Origin of the sequence: Streptomyces sp. NPDC005281 (assembly GCF_040607495.1) — a bacterium.
Taxonomy (GTDB): domain Bacteria; phylum Actinomycetota; class Actinomycetes; order Streptomycetales; family Streptomycetaceae; genus Streptomyces.
Genome location: NZ_JBEXGX010000038.1, coordinates 19,811 through 35,842, shown reverse-complemented (window position 1 = coordinate 35,842; position 16,032 = coordinate 19,811). Strand labels below are relative to the sequence as shown.

Here is a 16,032-nt window from a genome sequence, read left to right as displayed (position 1 = left end):
GCGCCAAGCCTACGAGGGGCCGCCGCGCGGCCGGGCGCACAGCGGTTTCAGGAGGCCTGGTTCGCGGCGCCCCGGGCGCTCTCGTCCACGGCGGCGTCCTCCTGGTTGCGGTTGCGCTCCAGGTTCGCCCGGGTGCGGTCCACCCGGGCGACGACCTCTTCCGAGGCGCGGTCGCGGGCGCCGCGCAGGACGACGAAGCTGATCGGCGCGGAGATCACCAGGGCCAGCAGGACGACCCACATGTAGTTGGAGTCGCCGAGTCCGCGCGGGGCGATGCCCGAGTAGACGAGGCCCCAGACGACCACGAGGCAGCCCACGAAGATACCGAGGCGCATCAGTGTGTAGCGGAACATCTCAATCCACTCTTCCCGTTCCGAACGTCCCCAAAGAACTCCGTCCAGTGAAGCACGCCGGGACAGCGATCTTGCAGGGGGTCCTCGGTCACGGAGCACGAGTGCCCTCACCGCGGAGCGGGAGGGTTCTCGGCCGCGGAGCGGGAGGGTTCTCGGCCGTGGAGCAGGAGGGTTCTCGGCCGCGGAGCAGGAGGGTTCTCGGCCGTGGGGCGCGGGAACCCTCAGTCGCGGCGCGCGAGCGGCAGCAGCATCGTGATGTCGTCCCGCTCGTCGCCGAGCGCGACACGGATCGCGCCGGGCACCCGCCCGACCTCCTTGTAGCCGCAGGAGGCATAGAAGCGCTCGAGGCCCTCGCCGCCCCGGCAGGTCAGCCGTATCGCGTCGACGCCGTCGAGGCCGCCCGCCGCCACCTCGGCGGCGGCGAGCAGGTCCCGGCCGTACCCCTTGCCCTGGTGCCGCGGGTGGACCATCACGGTGTACAGCCACACCCAGTGCTTCATCAGCCGGTGGGTGTTGAGGGTGATGAAGGCGGTCGCGGCGACGCCGCCCTCCTCGTCCCGGCCGACGAGCAGCCGGGTGCGGCCCTCCGTCATGGCGACGAAGTGCTTCACGAGTTCGGGGCGTACGTCGCCGGCGGCCACCGGCGGCACGAAGCCGACGGAGCCGCCCGCGTTCGAGACGTCCACCCAGAGGCCGACGACACCGTCCCGGAGGACAGGGGTGACCGCCGGGTCCAGCTCGAAGACCAGCGCCACTTCAGACCCGCATGGCCTGCGGCGACTCGCGGCGCTCCGCGTCCGGGCCGTCGTACTCGCGGATGATCTCGTAGCGCGTGTTGCGCTCGACGGGCTGGAAGCCCGCGTCACGGATCAGGTCGAGGAGGTCCTCGCGGGTGAGCTTGTTCGGGGTGCCGTAGTTGTCGGCGTCGTGCGTGATCTTGTACTCGACGACCGAGCCGTCCATGTCGTCGGCGCCGTGCTGGAGCGCGAGCTGGGCGGTCTGGACGCCGTGCATGACCCAGAAGACCTTGACGTGCGGGACGTTGTCGAAGAGCAGCCGGGAGACCGCGAACGTCTTCAGCGCCTCGGCGCCGGTCGCCATCTGGGTGCGCGCCTGGAGGCGGTTCCTGACCTTGCCGTCCTTCATGTCCACGAAGTCGTGCTGGTAGCGCAGCGGGATGAAGACCTGGAAGCCGCCGGTCTCGTCCTGGAGCTCACGCAGCCGCAGCACGTGGTCGACCCGGTGCCGGGGCTCCTCGATGTGCCCGTACAGCATCGTGCACGGGGTCTTGAGACCCTTCTCGTGCGCGAGACGGTGGATGCGCGACCAGTCCTCCCAGTGGGTGCGGTGGTCGACGATGTGCTGCCGGACCTCCCAGTCGAAGATCTCCGCGCCGCCACCGGTCAGCGACTCCAGACCGGCCTCGATCAGCTCGTCGAGGATCTCCGAGGCCGACAGCCCCGAGATGGTCTCGAAGTGGTGGATCTCGGTGGCCGTGAACGCCTTCAGCGAGACGTCCGGGAGGGCCTTCTTCAGCTCGCTGAGCGAGCGCGGGTAGTAGCGCCAGGGCAGGCTGGGGTGCAGGCCGTTGACGATGTGCAGCTCGGTGAGGTTCTCGCCCTCCATCGACTTGGCGAGGCGGACGGCCTCCTCGATGCGCATCGTGTACGCGTCCTTCTCGCCCGGCTTGCGCTGGAACGAGCAGTACGCGCAGGACGCGGTGCACACGTTCGTCATGTTGAGGTGACGGTTGACGTTGAAGTGGACGACGTCGCCGTTCTTCCGCGTCCGCACCTCGTGCGCGAGCCCGCCGAGCCAGGCCAGGTCGTCCGACTCGTAGAGCGCGATGCCGTCCTCGCGGGTCAGCCGCTCACCGGCCCGGACCTTGTCCTCCAGCTCGCGCTTGAGCCCGACATCCATGCGATTACCTCTCCCTGTGACGAACGCTGCCAACCGTACTCCCCCGCCCTTCGGGCGAACGGGCCCCCACCAGGGCCTTCGCGCCCGGGGTGTGCTCAGTCCTCCTCGGGCAGCTCGCCGACCCGGTTCTCCCACTTCGTGGAGAGCACGATCGTCGTGCGGGTGCGGGAGACGCCCTTGGTCCCGGACAGGCGCCGGATGGTCTTCTCCAGTCCGTCGACGTCGCTGGAGCGCACCTTGAGCATGAACGAGTCGTCGCCCGCGATGAACCAGCAGTCCTCGATCTCGCTGAGGTCGCGCAGCCGGTGGGCCACGTCCTCGTGGTCGGCCGCGTCGGAGAGCGAGATGCCGATCAGCGCGGTGACGCCGAGGCCGAGCGAGGCCGAGTCGACCGTCGCGCGGTACCCGATGATGACGCCGGCCGCCTCCAGCCGGTTGATGCGGTCGGTGACACTGGGTCCCGACAGACCGACGAGGCGCCCCAGCTCCGCGTAGGAGGCCCGGCCGTTCTCTCTCAAGGCCTGGATGAGCTGCCTGTCCACCGCGTCCATGCGATCGAAGCCTTCCGCTGAAAAGGTCTGAGAAGTCCTGAGAATCTTGCGAGTCTAGGTGGTGGCGTCCCGGGAACCGCTCCCGAGTTCGCCCTTCCACCTGCGGTAAAGGCCGTGTTCGACACCCGCCGCGTCGAGAGCCCGCCCGGCGACGAAGTCCACCAGGTCCTGGATGTGCGTGGCTCCCGCGTAGAACGCCGGCGACGCGGGCAGGACGATGGCGCCCGCGTCGTCCAGGGAGACCAGGTGACGCAGTGTCTGCCCGTTCAGCGGGGTCTCCCGGACGGCGACGACCAGCGTGCGTCCCTCCTTGAGGGTGACGCTCGCGGCCCGCTGGAGCAGGTCCTTGGACAGGCCGAGGGCGACTCCGGCGACGCAGGCGGTGGACGCCGGCACGACGATCATGCCCTTGGCCGGGTACGAGCCCGACGAGGGCCCCGCCGCCAGGTCGCCCGCGCTCCAGTGCCGTACGCCGTCGAGGTGCTCCTCGGGGACGTCGAAGGTGCCGGGCTTGCCGTCGGCGCCCCGCGTCAGCCACGCGCGCAGGTCGCCTCGCCAGTGGGCGTCACGGAACGGGAGGCCGGTCTCGTCGAGCAGCGTGAGCCGTGAGGCCCTGCTGACGACCAGGTCGACGCTCTCCCCCGCTTCCAGCAGCGAACGCAGCACCGCGGCCGCGTACGGCGTACCGGACGCGCCGGACACCCCCACGATCCAAGGCCGGCGCTGCGTCTGTCCTGGCTTCATGATGTCGAGCCTATCCGGCCACCGCCCATGTTCAGACCGTGAGCCCTCGCACCAGCAGGTCGAGCAGGGCACACACGAACAGTGCGATGCCGATGAAGCCGTTGACCTGGAAGAACGCCCGGTTCAGACGGGTCAGGTCGTGCGGCTTCACGATGGAGTGCTCGTAGAGGAACGCGCCCGCGACGATCACCAGGCCCAGCCAGAAGAAGGCACCCGCGCCGGTGGCGGCCCCGTACCAGACGAAGAGCGCCGTCGTCACGGCATGACAGCCGCGCGCGCCCCAGATCGCGGCCGGGATGCCGAAGCGCGCCGGCACCGACATCACACCGATCTCGCGGTCGGTCTCGACGTCCTGGCAGGCGTAGATCAGGTCGAAGCCGCCGATCCAGACGCCGACCGCGAGACCGAGGACGACCGCGTCCCAGGACCAGGTTCCGGTGACGGCGATCCAGGCGCCGATCGGGCCCATCGCCTGGGCGAGACCGAGGATGGCCTGCGGGAAGTTCGTGAACCGCTTGCCGTACGGGTAGACGACCATCGGGATGACCGCGATGGGCGCCAGCGCCAGGCACAGCGGGTTGAGCAGGGCGGCGGCGGCGAGGAAGACGACCAGGGCGACCAGCGCGCCGGTCCAGGCGTGCTTCACGCTCATCGCGCCGGTGACCAGTTCACGCTGGGCCGTGCGGGGGTTGCGGGCGTCGATCTCCCGGTCGATGATCCGGTTCGCCGCCATGGCGAAGGTGCGCAGGCCCACCATCGCGACGGTGACCAGGAGCAGCTTTCCCCAGTGGATGTTCTTGTCGACCTCGAACATCGCCGTCAGCGCGGCGATGTAGGCGAAGGGCAGCGCGAACACCGAGTGCTCGATCATGACGAGGCGCAGGAACGCCTTGGTGCGGCCCGGCTGCGGAAGCGCCGCGGAAGCTGAACTCACAGCCCGTACTCCTTCCAACGGCGGTCGACCTTCGCCGCCGTCTGCGGGTCGGACAGCACCATCTCGGGCCAGCCGCCGTCCCGCGTGTAGCCCTCCTCGGGCCACTTCTTCGTCGCGTCGATGCCCGCCTTGCCGCCCCAGAACTGCTGGTAGGAGGCGTGGTCGAGATGGTCGACCGGGCCTTCGACGACGGTGAGGTCACGTCCGTAGTCCGTGTTGCCGAGCGCGCGCCAGGCCACCTCGTGCAGATCGTGGACGTCGCAGTCCGCGTCGACGACGATGACGAGCTTCGTCAGGGACATCATGTGTGCGCCCCAGACGGCATGCATCACCTTCTGGGCGTGCTTGGGGTACTTCTTGTCGATCGCGACGATCGCGCAGTTGTGGAAACCGCCCGCCTCCGGCAGGTGGTAGTCCACGATGTCCGGCACGATGATCTTCAGCAGGGGCAGGAAGAACCGCTCCGTCGCCCGGCCCAGCGGTCCGTCCTCCGTCGGGGGCCGGCCCACCACGATGGACTGGAGCAGCGGCCGCTTACGCATCGTCACACAGTCGATGGTCAGCGCCGGGAACGGCTCCTGCGGGGTGTAGAACCCGGTGTGGTCGCCGAACGGCCCCTCGGGCAGCATCTCGCCCGGCTCCAGCCAGCCCTCGATGACGACCTCGGCGTTCGCGGGCACCTGGAGCGGCACGGTCTTGCAGTCGACCATCTCGATCCGCTTGCCCTGGAGGAACCCGGCGAACAGGTACTCGTCGATGTCACCGGGCAGCGGGGCGGTGGAGGCGTACGTGACGGCGGGCGGGCATCCGAAGGCGATCGCCACGGGCAGCCGCTCGCCCCTGCGGGCGGCGACCTGGTAGTGGTTCCGGCTGTCCTTGTGGATCTGCCAGTGCATGCCGATGGTGCGCTTGTCGTGCCGCTGGAGCCGGTAGAGACCGAGGTTGCGGATGCCGGACTCGGGGTCCTTGGTGTGGGTGAGCCCGAGGTTGAAGAAGGAGCCGCCGTCATCGGGCCAGGTGAACAGGGCGGGCAGGGCGTCGAGGTCGACGTCGTCGCCGCGCAGCACCACCTCCTGCACCGGCGCGTCCTTCACCTTCTTCGGCGGCACGTGCGCCATCGCGCCGAGCTTCCCGAAGGCCTCGCGCACGCCGACGAAGCCGTGCGGCAGCTCGGGCCTGAGCAGTCCGCCGATCTTGTCGGAGATCTCGGCGTACGACTTCAGGCCGAGGGCCTTCAGCAGGCGCCGGTCGGTGCCGAACACGTTCATCGCGAGCGGCATCGCCGACCCGCGCACGTTCTCGAAGAGCAGCGCGGGGCCGCCCGCCTTCTGCACCCGGTCGACGATCTCCCCGACCTCCAGGTACGGATCCACCTCGGCCTTGATGCGCTTGAGGTCTCCCTCGCGCTCCAGCGCCCTGAGCAGGGAGCGAAGATCGTCGTAAGCCATGTGTCCAAGTATCGGCCACCCGCTACCCTGTGCCCGTCACCGGGGGGCCTGTGCCGCCCCGCCGTCGCTCACTGGGGGATCGTTCGGCCATGCTCAGGTATCTGCCGTTCCTGCTGGTCCTGGCGCTGTGGATCTACGCCTTCATCGACTGCCTGAACACGCCGGAGGAAGAGGTCAGAGGCCTGCCCAAGGTGGTCTGGGTCATCATCATCCTGCTGTTCGGCGAGGTGCTGGTCGGTCCGGTCGCCTGGCTCGTCGCGGGCCGCAACCGCCGTGGTCCGTCGGGCGGCTCCACGCCTTTTGAGTGGCACCGCAGCCACCGCACGGCGTTCGTCGCTCCCGACGACAACCCCGAGTTCCTCCAGTCCCTCAAGGCCGAGAACCGCAAGGACGAGGCGCTGCTGAAGGACTGGGAGGCCGACCTGCGGCGCCGCGAGGACGAGCTGAAGCGGCGCGAGGAGCAGAGCAGGTCCGACGAGGAGTCCTGACGTGACGTCCTCCCTCTGCCCAAAGAGGGGGGACTCCGGCCCACTTGGGCCGAGCCTCACGGGCGCCCCGCCCCGCGCGACGCGCGGACGCAGGCCCTAGCGGGGGGCGTCCTCGCGCAGGACGAGCGCGAGGAGGCCGGGGAAGCGGGCCTCGAACTCCCGCCTGCGCAGCCGGTTGACCCGCCTGGGGCCCTCGTCGCGCTGCTCGACGAGACCGGCGCCGCGCAGCACGGCGAAGTGATGGCTGAGAGCCGCCTTGCCGACGGGCACGTCGAAGCTGCCGCAGCTGCGGCTCCACTCCGCGGACCCGGCCAGTTCCCTGACGAGCTGGATCCGCACGGGATCGCCGAGGGCGCCGAGGGCGGCGAGCACGGGGACCCCGTCGGGGTGGGTGTGCTCGGGTGCCGCCCGGTGACTCTTGCGCTCCGCCACGTCGGCCTCCCTGAGTTCTTCCCTGTCTCCGCGATCCGCTTGCAGAGTGTTCGATGAAAACCATACACTCCCGAGTGTTCGCTTCTCGTTGAACAGTCGAGCGCCGATCAGGAGTGTGCCATGCGTACGGTCCAATTCCAGGAGTACGGCGGTCCCGAGGTCCTGCGGGTCACCGAGGCGAAGGTCCCCGATCCCGGCCCCGGGCAGGTGAGCATCGACGTGGCGTACGCGGGCGTGAACTTCGCCGACCTCAAGGCGAGGTCGGAGGGCTACCGCGTACCGGACCTCCCGTTCGTGCCCGGACTCGAGGTGTCGGGCCGGATCCGGGCGGTCGGCCCCGACGTCACGGGACTGCGGGCCGGCCAGGAGGTCGCGGCGCTGACGGAGGGCGGGGCGTACGCGGAGGTGACCGTGGCCGACGCGGTGACGGTCTTCCCGCTGCCCGGCGGAGTCGGACTGCGCACCGGCGCCACCCTGCCCACCGTCCTGCCCACGGCGTACGCGCTCCTGCACACCGTGGGCCGGCTCCAGCCCGGCGAGTCGGTGCTCGTCCAGGGCGCGGCGGGCGGTGTGGGCACGGTGCTGGGCCAGCTGGCGAAGACGGCCGGGGCCGGCAGGGTCTACGGCGTCGTGTCCAGCGCGCCGAAGGCCGAGTACGCCCTCGGCAACGGCTACGACCAGGTGTTCGTGGGCTCCTTCCGGGACGAGGTGCGCGCGGCGACCTCGGGCCGGGGGGTGGATCTGGCCCTGGACCCGGTGGGCGGCGAGACTCTCCGCAACTCCCTCGCCTCCCTCGCCCCCTTCGGCCGGCTGGTCTCCTTCGGCAACGCGAGCTCGGCGGAGCCCTGGACGGTGGGTCAGCCCGAGCTCTACCCGACCGGCCTGTCGGTCGCCGGGTTCTCGATCCTCGGCCTGGCCAGGACGGCCCCGGCCACGCTCCGCGGCATCGCCTCGCGCGCGTTCGAGGCGGTGGTCGACGGGACCGTGACCCTGCCGGTGACGGCGGAGTTCGCCCTGGAGGCGGCGGCGGAGGCGCACACGCTGATGGGATCACGGACGAGCACGGGCAAGCTGCTGCTGCGGGTGGCCGGTTCCGTACGATCGTGACCGCGACGGCCGGGCCTCCCGTCTAGGACCTGTCCGGCCGATCAAGTCGCAGGGAACTGACGGTTCTGGACGGTGCCGGTGAGCGGGGTCCGGTGCGTGTGGCTGCAAGGCGGAGGAGGGCGTCGACGCGGAGCGTCGGCAACCGACGACAACGCCGCAGACGCGCGTGCCGGACCCCGCGTCTGCGGCATGATCGGCCGGAGAGGTCCTAGCCTTCACCGCCATGACGACCCGTCTCCATGCCACCCGCGCCTCCTACGACACCGTCGCCGCCGACTACGCCGAGCTGTTCAAGGACAAGCCGGTCGCGCAGCCGCTGGACACGGCGATGCTGACGGCGTTCGCCGAACGGGTGCGGGCCGGCGGGGGCGGGACCGTGGCCGATCTCGGGTGCGGGCCGGGGCGGGTGACCGTCCATCTGGAGAAGCTCGGGCTCGACGCGTTCGGGATCGACCTGTCGCCCGGGATGGTGGCGGTGGCCCGGCGGGCCCATCCTCATCTGCGGTTCGAGACGGGCACGATGACCGGCCTCGACCTCCCGGACGGCACCCTCGCCGGAGCACTCGTCTGGTACTCCACGGTGCACACACCGATCGACGAACTGCCCGTGATGTTCGCGGAGTTCCACCGCGTCCTCGCCCCCGGCGGCCATCTGCTCATCGCCTTCAAGGCCGGCGACGAACAGGTCCGGCTGGAGCACGCGTACGGCCATGACGTGGATCTCGACGTCCACCGCTTCCCGCCCGAGCGGGTCGCCGTGCTCCTGCGGGCGGCGGGCCTGTCGGAGGTCGCCCGCCTCGTCCGCGAAGCCGATGACCGGGAGAAGACCCCGCAGGCGTTCATCCTGGCCCGCAGGACCGGAGATCCCCTGGCTCCCGCGACGGCCCGCTGAGCACTTCCTCGCACCGCCCTCGTGTTCCGGGCACACGCGGGGCGGGTCCGGGGGACAGTGGAGCCATGGAGCGCATCGATCAGGCACAGGCCCGCGAGTGGCTCGCGACCGCCCTGGCGGAGGCACGGACCGGGCTCGCCGAGGGCGGGATCCCCATCGGGGCCGCGCTGTACGGCGCCGACGGAACCCTGCTCGGACGGGGCCACAACCGCCGTGTCCAGGACGGCGACCCCTCGGCCCACGGTGAGACGGCCGCCTTCCGGGACGCGGGACGGCAGCGGACGTACCGCGGTACGACCATGGTGACCACCCTGTCGCCGTGCTGGTACTGCTGCGGGCTGGTCCGGCAGTTCGGGATCTCCCGGGTCGTCGTCGGCGAGGCGGCCACCTTCCGTGGCGGCCACGACTGGCTCGCCGAGCACGGCGTCCAGATCGTGCTGCTCGACGACCCCGAGTGCACCGCGCTGATGCGCGACTTCATCGAGAAGAACCCGGCCCTGTGGAACGAGGACATCGGTGAATGACCCGAAGCCGGCCACCGGCACCGGCAGATCCGCACACTCCGCGCCCCCCGGCACCGGCGGATCCGCTCACCCCGCCGCTTCCGCCGTTCCCACCATCGACCTCGGGCCCTGGCTCTCCGGGGACCGCGAAGCCCGCGACGCGCTCGCTCGCACCGTCGACGACGCCCTCCGCACGGCCGGCTTCCTGCTCGTCACCGGCCATGGCGTGGACCCGGAACTGCGCCGCCGGCTGCGGGAGGCGGCCCGCGCCTTCTTCGCGCTGCCCGCCGGGACCAAACAGCCGTACGCCACCCGGGTCGGCGGGCGCGGCTGGCTCGGGCCGGGCGCCGAGGCCAACGGCTACGCGGAGGGCACCGAGACCCCGCCCGACCTCAAGGAGTCGCTGACCTTCGCGACCCGCGAGCCGTTCGACGACCCGGAGACCGACGCGCAGTGGTACGCGCCGAACGTCTGGCCCGCCGAGACCCCGCAACTGCGGGAACTCTGCGAGGAGTACCTGACGGCGATGGCCGGGCTGGAGAACCTGCTGCTGGAACTGCTGGGCGACGCCCTCGGCCTCGAACCGGACTTCTTCACCCGGCACATGGACCATCCGACGTACGGCTTCAACATCAACTGGTATCCGGGCACGGAGGTCGTCGGCGCGCCGAGGCCGGGCCAGTTCCGCATCGGGCCGCACACCGACTTCGGCACCGTCACCATCCTCGACCGGCAGGCCGGCAAGGGCGGGCTCCAGGTGTTCACGGACGCGGACGGCTGGCAGGACGCGCCGTACGACCCGGCCGCGCTGACGATCAACATCGGTGACCTCATGGCCCGTTGGACCGGCGACCGCTGGCGCTCGGGACGGCACCGGGTGCTGCCGCCGCCGGCCGAGGCCCCCGCGGAGGAGCTGATCTCGCTCGTGTACTTCGGCGAGTGCACCCCGGGAACCCTGGTCGAGTCGGTGCCCGCGCCCGTGGGCCGCGCCGCGTACGAACCCGTCGACTCCCATGTCTATCTGCGCGAGAAGCTCGATTCGATCACCGTCGGCTGAACTGCCGCACGTTTTCGCAAATGAACGGACACCGGACGTCCTATCCCGAACCAACTGCCCCTTCTTGCACTGTTGTTGATACACCTCACAACAGCACATACGAACCGGACCGCGGACCAGGGGGAGATGCGGTGCACACAGGGCTGCACGACCGGGGGGCGCTGTTCGACGCCGATCCGCCCGGACTCGCGTCACGACTGGTCGGCCTGCGTCCCTACCAGCCGCGCGCCACACCGTACGAACACCCGGAGGAGCCACCCTTCGTGGTCTTCGCGGGCGGCCGGGGACTGGGCAAGACCGCCGTGCTCCTCGCCCTGCGCGACGCCTACCGCGGGCACACCCCCACCGCCCTGGTCGACGCCGAGGACCGGCAGTTCGGGGCGCCGCCCCCGGACCGTCCGGCCGAGTCCTGGTCGCCGGTCGGGCAGGCGCTCACCACGGCCGCGGAACAGCTCGCCGAACCCGTGAAGGGCGCGGGACGGATCGGATTCCCGCGGCTGTCGTGCGGACTGCTGGCGGTCGCGGCGGGCGGCTGGAGCGCCCGTGACGTACCGCGCGTCCGGCAGGAGGCGGAGCGGGTCCTGCTGCTCGGCGAGACCGATTCCTGGCTGTCGGGGTTCAGCGGGCGCTGGACGAGCAAGGTGATCTCCAGGCTCGTCGCGTCCATGAGCGGGACGGGTCCGATGACGGAGCCCGTCATCGAGGCGACGCTGGAAGCCTTCACGGAGGGCGTCTCGCCGGCCCACCGCCGGCTGCGCGGGGCCGCCGCCTGGTACCGCGACTGCCCGAACGCCGACGGCAGCCCCAAGCTCGCGCTGATCCTGCTCTCCCGGCACTTCCGGGCGGGCGGCGACTCCCGCAGACACGCCGAACGCCATCTCGTCCGGGCGCTGCTGGCCGACCTGGACGACGCGTACGCGGGCGTCGTCCAGCGCTCGCACCGGCGGGGACGCCCGCTCCTGCTGATCGACAACGTCCAGGAGCGCGCGGGCCTCGGCCTCATGGAGCCGGTCCTGCGCGACCGCGCCGACGGCATCAGGGACCAGGCCGTGTTCTTCGCCGCGCTACGCGGCCACACGCATCCGGCACTGCGCAACGCGGGCCGCCTCGACCTGCCCGAGACGGCCCGGGCCACCGGCTGGCGGCCCGGCACCTCACCGTCCTCGCGGGCACTGCTCGTCCCGCTGCCCCGAGGGGCGGGTCAGACTCCCGCGTAGGAGTGCTTGCCGCCGACGAAGATGTTGACGCCGTAGTAGTTGAACAGCCAGCAGCCGAAGGCGACCAGGGCGATGTAGGCGGCCTTGCGGCCCTTCCAGCCGGCCGTGGCCCTCGCGTGCAGATGGCAGGCGTAGGCGACCCAGGTGATGAACGCCCAGGTCTCCTTGGGGTCCCAGCCCCAGTAGCGGCCCCAGGCGTCGCCGGCCCAGATCGCGCCCGCGATGATCGTGAACGTCCACAGCGGGAAGACGGCGGCGTTCACGCGGTAGGAGAACTTGTCGAGCGAGGCCGAGGCGGGCAGCCGCTCCATGACGGAGGTGGCGAACCGGCCGGGCTGTCCGCCCTTCTCGAGCTTGCCCTCGTACGAGTCCTTGAAGAGGTACAGCACCGTGGCGACGGCGCCCACGTAGAAGACGGCGCCGCACAGGATTGCGGTCGAGACGTGGATGTACAGCCAGTACGAGTGCAGCGCGGGCACCAGTTGGTCGCTCGCGGTGTACAGGACGGTGACCGCGAGACCGAGGTCGAGCAGGACCGAGGTGATCAGGGGCAGGCCGAGCCAGCGGACGTTCTTCTTCAGCGCGAGCAGAACGAGGAAGACCCCGACGGCGACGGTGGAGAAGGTGATGTTGAACTCGTACATGTTGCCCCAGGGGGCGCGCCCCACGGACAGCGCGCGGGCGAGCACACCGGCCGCCTCGACGCCCCACGCCAGCACGCTGAGGGACACGGCGATCCGACCGTAGAGGTCGCCCTGTTCGTCCCCGCCGTGCGCGCCGGGCCCGTCGGGCACGTCCCGCGCGCCCGCCGCGGACCGGGTGACGACCTTCGGCCGCTCCAGCACGGCGGTGCCGCCGGCCTTCTGCACCGTGACCTCGGGAGCCGCCACGGCCGTCTTCGCGCCGTTCGCGGTGAGCGCGTTGGCGGTGCGGGCGACCTTGCTGCGGCTGCCGAAGATCCACTCGGCGATGAACGCGAAGAAGGCCAGGGTGTAGACGGCCATCGCGGAGTAGATCAGCGTGTTGCTGATGTTGGCGAGGTGTTCGTTGGTCGCGGTGGCCAGATCGGTCACGGCGCCAAGGTCGTGTGCGGTGGCGAGCGTCACTGCTTCTTGGACCCTTCAGCGGCGGGTACGGGGGATTCGGCGTCGGCGTCGGTGGGTGCCGCGTCTTCGTCGGGCTTGGTGGGTGCCTGTTCGTGCACGAGCGCGGCCAGGTCGCCGAGCTCCTCGGGAAGCTTCGCGGACTCGCTGCGGCCGAGCCCGGCCATCTCGACGACGGTGACACCGTCGTCGCCGGTGGTCGCCCGCACCCAGACCCGGCGGCGCTGGATGAACAGCGAACCGGCGAGTCCGAGGATCGCGGCGAACGCCCCGGCCAGCGCCCAGTCACTGCCGGGCTGCTGGGTGACCTGGAAGTTCGCCCACTCCTTGATGTCCTTGTCGAAGGTGATCGAACCGGCGCCGTCCGGCAGCGTCATCGTCTCGCCGGGCCGCAGCCGCGCCTTGAGGATCGCGCCCTTGGCGTCCTTGAACTGCTTCATGTGGCCGGTCTCGAGCTGGTACACGTTCTGCGGGAGGCCCGCGTCGACCCCGAGGCTGCCGTGGAAGCCGCTCAGCGCGAGCACCGGGTAGTCGAGCGCGGGGAACTGGGAGAACATGTCGCCCTTGCCCGCCCCCGCGAAGGTCGGCACGAAGAAGGCGGAGAAGCCGAGCTGTTCGCTCTTGCCCTGCGCGTTCCGGTAGCCGTCCATGACCTTGACGGCGCCCTGCGAGGTGACGTTGGAGTCCAGCGGCAGCAGGGGCACGGCGTCGTGGAAGACGACCTTGCCCTTGCCGTCCCGGACGGTCACGGTCGGCGCGTAGCCGTGGGCGGTCAGATAGACCTTCGTGTCGCCGATCACGAGCGGCTCGTTGACCTTGACGACCGTGTTGTGTTCCTTGCCGTAGGCGCCCTCGCTGTAGGTGAGAGCCGCCTGGTACGTGCGGGGCGTGCCCTTGTTGGGGCCCGTCCGCTCGTAGGTGCCGGTGAAGTTCTTCAGGTCGAAGCTGAACGGTGTCAGGTCGTCGGTGCTGAAGAGGTTGCCGGACTTGAAGTCGTCGTAGGACAGGAGCGTGTTGGAGAAGCCGTCACCCTCGACGATCAGCTTGTCGCCCTCGGACTTGAAGAGCTGGCCCCAGGCGAAGGCGACGAGCATCACGATCAGCGCGATGTGGAAGAGCAGGTTGCCGGTCTCGCGCAGATAGCCCTTCTCAGCGGCGACGGCGTCCTTCTCGACGTGCGCCCGGAACCGCTTCTCCTTGAGCACCTTCAGCGCGATCTCACGGACCTGCTCGGGCTCAGCCGCGGTGCGCCAGGTCGCGTACGCGGGAAGCCGGGACAGCCGCTTCGGGGCGCCCGGCGGACGGCCGCGGAGCTGTCCGACGAACTGCCAGGTGCGGGGCACGATGCAGCCGATGAGCGAGACGAACAGCAGGATGTAGATCGCGGAGAACCACACCGAGCTGTACACGTGGAACAGGCCGAGCCGGTCGTAGAGCGGACCGAGCACGCTGTGCGCGTCCTTGAAGTCCTGCACCTTCGTCGCGTCGGTGCCGGACTGCGGGATCAGCGATCCGGGGATGGCGCCGAGCGACAGCAGGAAGAGCAGGATCAGCGCGACCCGCATCGACGTCAGCTGGCGCCAGATCCAGCGGACCCAGCCGGTGACCTCGCGGGCGGTCCAGGCGATCCCTCCGAGGGCGCCGGGGGTCCGCCGGCCTCCGAAGGAGCCGGGCATCGCCGTCTCGACGGGCGCGGTGGACAGCTGCGAGGCGGCCTCGCCGAGTTCACCGTCGGCGCTCGCCCCGATGTGCCGCTTGGCGCTCGCCCGCTCCTCCGTCCCGCCGGAGCCGGTGTCAGTGTCGGTCGTGCTCATGGATCAGATCCCTACCGTGAAGCCGTCGGACCAGGTCTGCATCTGCTGCACGATGCCGTCCCAGGCACCGGTGAGCAGCAGCAGGCCGGTCACGATCATCATTCCGCCGCCGATCCGCATCACCCAGGCGTAGTGGCGCTTCACCCAGCCGAACGCACCGAGCGCCTTGCGGAAGGCGACCGCGGCGAGGACGAAGGGCACTCCCAGGCCGAGGCAGTACGCAACGGTCAGTATGGCCCCGCGCCCGGCGCTCGCCTGGTCCATGGAGAGCACGGTGACGGAGGTGAGCGTCGGGCCCAGGCACGGCGTCCAGCCGATGCCGAAGAGCGCGCCCAGGATCGGCGCACCCGCGAGCCCGGTCACCGGCCGCCGGTGGAAGCGGAACTCGCGCTGGGTGAGCCAGGGCATCAGCCCCATGAAGAACACACCCATCACGATCATCAGTCCGCCGAGGACCTTGCTGAGCGTGCCGTTGTACTCGTGCAGCGTCGAGCCGAAGTACCCGAACAGCGCGCCGCCGGAGACGAACACGGCGGTGAAGCCGAGCACGAACAGGCTGGCCCCGGCGACCATCCGTCCCCGTCTGGCCTCCGCCAGATCCGTGCCGCTGACTCCGGTGACGTACGACAGATAGCCGGGCACCAGCGGCAGGACGCACGGCGAGAAGAAGGAGACGAGCCCGCCGAGCACGGCGATGGGCAGCGCGAGCAGCAGGGCGCCGCTGTAGACCGTGGTGTTCATGTCGGTCGGGGCGGCGAGGTTCACGGAGGCCTGGAGAAGGGACACTTCGGTCACTTCTCCGCGAGGACGGGGGCGAGCATCTCGTGCAGCTTGTCCTCGCTGAGCGCCTGGAGCGTGCGGGCCGCGATCTTCCCGTTCCGGTCGATGATGATCGTGGAGGGGATCGTCTGCGGGTTGAGCGTGCCCTTCTTGAAGCGGAGCATCAGCTTGCCCGTCGGGTCGTACAGGCTGGGGTACGGGACGCCCTGTGCCTTCTCGAAGGCCCTGGCCGGGGAGGTGCTGGGGTCACGGGTGTTGATGCCGACGAACTGCACGCCCTGCGCTGCGGTCTCCTTGGCGACCTTGACCAGGTTCGGGGTCTCGGCGCGGCACGGCGGGCACCAGGAGCCCCAGACGTTGAGGACGACGACCTTGCCCTTGTAGTCCGCGACGTCGAGCTGCTTGCCGTCGATGGTCTTGCCCGAGAGGTCCGGGGCGGTGGCCCTGGACCCCTTGGCGACGGTGGAGATGCCGTCCTTGCCGCGGACGAAGTTGCTGTTGTCCGCGCCGCCCGAGGTGCCGCCGGATCCGCACGCGGACAGCAGGAGCGCGGCGACGGCGGCCCCCGCGGTGTACAGGGCGGCGCGGGGGCGGTTCGGGCGCTGGTCTGCGCGGCAGGCGGCACTCATGTGAAAAGTTTCGCATGCCCGATTCGGGGATCTTCCGCACCCCCCTTGCGGGCGGAAACC

Annotated in this window: 18 protein-coding genes; 6 read left to right on the top strand and 12 right to left on the bottom strand. The window is 70.5% G+C overall.

Annotated features, from left to right (window positions below):
• Window positions 1-47: 47 nt before the first annotated feature.
• From ABZV42_RS35940 to ABZV42_RS35910, 7 genes are all read right to left on the bottom strand, one after another.
• Window positions 48-353, bottom strand: a complete 306-nt coding sequence (locus tag ABZV42_RS35940; RefSeq protein ID WP_355983206.1) for a DUF4229 domain-containing protein — start codon at window positions 351-353, stop codon at window positions 48-50.
• A gap of 221 nt (window positions 354-574) precedes the next feature.
• Window positions 575-1,108, bottom strand: a complete 534-nt coding sequence (locus ABZV42_RS35935) for a GNAT family N-acetyltransferase (protein ID WP_356055656.1) — start codon at window positions 1,106-1,108, stop codon at window positions 575-577.
• Between the two features lies 1 nt (window position 1,109).
• Window positions 1,110-2,273 (bottom strand): aminofutalosine synthase MqnE, encoded by a 1,164-nt coding sequence (gene mqnE, locus ABZV42_RS35930; RefSeq protein ID WP_355983210.1) that lies wholly within the window; start codon window positions 2,271-2,273, stop codon window positions 1,110-1,112.
• Between the two features lie 95 nt (window positions 2,274-2,368).
• Window positions 2,369-2,824: an Lrp/AsnC family transcriptional regulator gene (locus ABZV42_RS35925; RefSeq protein WP_355983212.1), complete on the bottom strand. Its 456-nt coding sequence runs from the start codon at window positions 2,822-2,824 to the stop codon at window positions 2,369-2,371.
• A 54-nt stretch (window positions 2,825-2,878) separates the two neighbouring features.
• Complete coding sequence (locus tag ABZV42_RS35920) at window positions 2,879-3,568, bottom strand: UbiX family flavin prenyltransferase (RefSeq protein ID WP_355983214.1); 690 nt, start codon at window positions 3,566-3,568, stop codon at window positions 2,879-2,881.
• 31 nt (window positions 3,569-3,599) lie between these two features.
• Complete coding sequence (gene mqnP, locus ABZV42_RS35915; RefSeq protein ID WP_355983216.1) at window positions 3,600-4,502, bottom strand: menaquinone biosynthesis prenyltransferase MqnP; 903 nt, start codon at window positions 4,500-4,502, stop codon at window positions 3,600-3,602.
• On the bottom strand, window positions 4,499-5,950 hold the full coding sequence (locus ABZV42_RS35910; RefSeq protein WP_356055654.1) for a menaquinone biosynthesis decarboxylase: 1,452 nt from the start codon (window positions 5,948-5,950) through the stop codon (window positions 4,499-4,501). The genes mqnP and ABZV42_RS35910 overlap by 4 nt, the downstream gene beginning before the upstream one ends.
• 89 nt (window positions 5,951-6,039) lie before the next feature.
• Here ABZV42_RS35910 and ABZV42_RS35905 point away from each other — a divergent pair, with 89 nt between their 5' ends.
• Window positions 6,040-6,438, top strand: coding sequence for a PLDc N-terminal domain-containing protein (locus ABZV42_RS35905; RefSeq protein ID WP_355983220.1), 399 nt, complete (start codon window positions 6,040-6,042; stop codon window positions 6,436-6,438).
• A 96-nt stretch (window positions 6,439-6,534) separates the two neighbouring features.
• On the opposite strand, the gene ABZV42_RS35900 is transcribed toward ABZV42_RS35905, so the two are convergent.
• Window positions 6,535-6,870: an ArsR family transcriptional regulator gene (locus ABZV42_RS35900; protein ID WP_355983222.1), complete on the bottom strand. Its 336-nt coding sequence runs from the start codon at window positions 6,868-6,870 to the stop codon at window positions 6,535-6,537.
• A gap of 120 nt (window positions 6,871-6,990) precedes the next feature.
• On the opposite strand from ABZV42_RS35900, the gene ABZV42_RS35895 reads away from it, so the two are divergent.
• From ABZV42_RS35895 to ABZV42_RS35875, 5 genes are all read left to right on the top strand, one after another.
• Window positions 6,991-7,977, top strand: a complete 987-nt coding sequence (locus ABZV42_RS35895) for a zinc-binding dehydrogenase (protein WP_356055652.1) — start codon at window positions 6,991-6,993, stop codon at window positions 7,975-7,977.
• A 223-nt stretch (window positions 7,978-8,200) separates the two neighbouring features.
• A complete protein-coding gene (locus ABZV42_RS35890; RefSeq protein WP_355983226.1) occupies window positions 8,201-8,869 on the top strand; it encodes a methyltransferase domain-containing protein in 669 nt (222 codons plus the stop codon).
• A gap of 65 nt (window positions 8,870-8,934) precedes the next feature.
• Window positions 8,935-9,393: a nucleoside deaminase gene (locus ABZV42_RS35885; protein WP_355983228.1), complete on the top strand. Its 459-nt coding sequence runs from the start codon at window positions 8,935-8,937 to the stop codon at window positions 9,391-9,393.
• Between the two features lie 94 nt (window positions 9,394-9,487).
• Entirely contained in the window at window positions 9,488-10,429 is a 942-nt protein-coding gene (locus ABZV42_RS35880; protein ID WP_355983268.1) for a 2-oxoglutarate and iron-dependent oxygenase domain-containing protein, read from the top strand.
• A gap of 131 nt (window positions 10,430-10,560) precedes the next feature.
• Window positions 10,561-11,646, top strand: a complete 1,086-nt coding sequence (locus tag ABZV42_RS35875; RefSeq protein WP_356055650.1) for a hypothetical protein — start codon at window positions 10,561-10,563, stop codon at window positions 11,644-11,646.
• On the opposite strand, the gene ccsB is transcribed toward ABZV42_RS35875, so the two are convergent.
• The 4 genes from ccsB to ABZV42_RS35855 are packed head-to-tail and all read right to left on the bottom strand — an operon-like array spanning window position 11,631 to window position 15,972.
• Window positions 11,631-12,719, bottom strand: a complete 1,089-nt coding sequence (ccsB, locus tag ABZV42_RS35870; protein ID WP_356055648.1) for a c-type cytochrome biogenesis protein CcsB — start codon at window positions 12,717-12,719, stop codon at window positions 11,631-11,633. The genes ABZV42_RS35875 and ccsB overlap by 16 nt on opposite strands.
• 29 nt (window positions 12,720-12,748) lie before the next feature.
• The gene (locus tag ABZV42_RS35865) at window positions 12,749-14,563 is read right to left on the bottom strand and encodes a cytochrome c biogenesis protein ResB (RefSeq protein ID WP_355983234.1); all 1,815 of its coding nucleotides are present in this window, start codon (window positions 14,561-14,563) and stop codon (window positions 12,749-12,751) included.
• A gap of 3 nt (window positions 14,564-14,566) precedes the next feature.
• Window positions 14,567-15,304, bottom strand: a complete 738-nt coding sequence (locus ABZV42_RS35860) for a cytochrome c biogenesis protein CcdA (protein ID WP_355983270.1) — start codon at window positions 15,302-15,304, stop codon at window positions 14,567-14,569.
• A 50-nt stretch (window positions 15,305-15,354) separates the two neighbouring features.
• A complete protein-coding gene (locus ABZV42_RS35855; protein WP_355983236.1) occupies window positions 15,355-15,972 on the bottom strand; it encodes a TlpA disulfide reductase family protein in 618 nt (205 codons plus the stop codon).
• Window positions 15,973-16,032: the final 60 nt, after the last annotated feature.

Bases quoted from the DNA above. Each gene is read 5' to 3' on its own strand.
- ABZV42_RS35925 (WP_355983212.1), bottom strand. From the start codon at position 2,824: ATGGACGCGGTGGACAGGCAGCTCATCCAGGCCTTGAGAGAGAACGGC.
- ABZV42_RS35895 (WP_356055652.1), top strand. From the start codon at position 6,991: ATGCGTACGGTCCAATTCCAGGAGTACGGCGGTCCCGAGGTCCTGCGG.
- ABZV42_RS35860 (WP_355983270.1), bottom strand. From the start codon at position 15,304: ATGAACACCACGGTCTACAGCGGCGCCCTGCTGCTCGCGCTGCCCATC.
- ABZV42_RS35905 (WP_355983220.1), top strand. From the start codon at position 6,040: ATGCTCAGGTATCTGCCGTTCCTGCTGGTCCTGGCGCTGTGGATCTAC.
- ABZV42_RS35940 (WP_355983206.1), bottom strand. From the start codon at position 353: ATGTTCCGCTACACACTGATGCGCCTCGGTATCTTCGTGGGCTGCCTC.
- ABZV42_RS35910 (WP_356055654.1), bottom strand. From the start codon at position 5,950: ATGGCTTACGACGATCTTCGCTCCCTGCTCAGGGCGCTGGAGCGCGAG.
- ABZV42_RS35865 (WP_355983234.1), bottom strand. From the start codon at position 14,563: ATGAGCACGACCGACACTGACACCGGCTCCGGCGGGACGGAGGAGCGG.
- ABZV42_RS35885 (WP_355983228.1), top strand. From the start codon at position 8,935: ATGGAGCGCATCGATCAGGCACAGGCCCGCGAGTGGCTCGCGACCGCC.
- ABZV42_RS35855 (WP_355983236.1), bottom strand. From the start codon at position 15,972: ATGAGTGCCGCCTGCCGCGCAGACCAGCGCCCGAACCGCCCCCGCGCC.
- ABZV42_RS35890 (WP_355983226.1), top strand. From the start codon at position 8,201: ATGACGACCCGTCTCCATGCCACCCGCGCCTCCTACGACACCGTCGCC.
- mqnE (WP_355983210.1), bottom strand. From the start codon at position 2,273: ATGGATGTCGGGCTCAAGCGCGAGCTGGAGGACAAGGTCCGGGCCGGT.
- ABZV42_RS35920 (WP_355983214.1), bottom strand. From the start codon at position 3,568: ATGAAGCCAGGACAGACGCAGCGCCGGCCTTGGATCGTGGGGGTGTCC.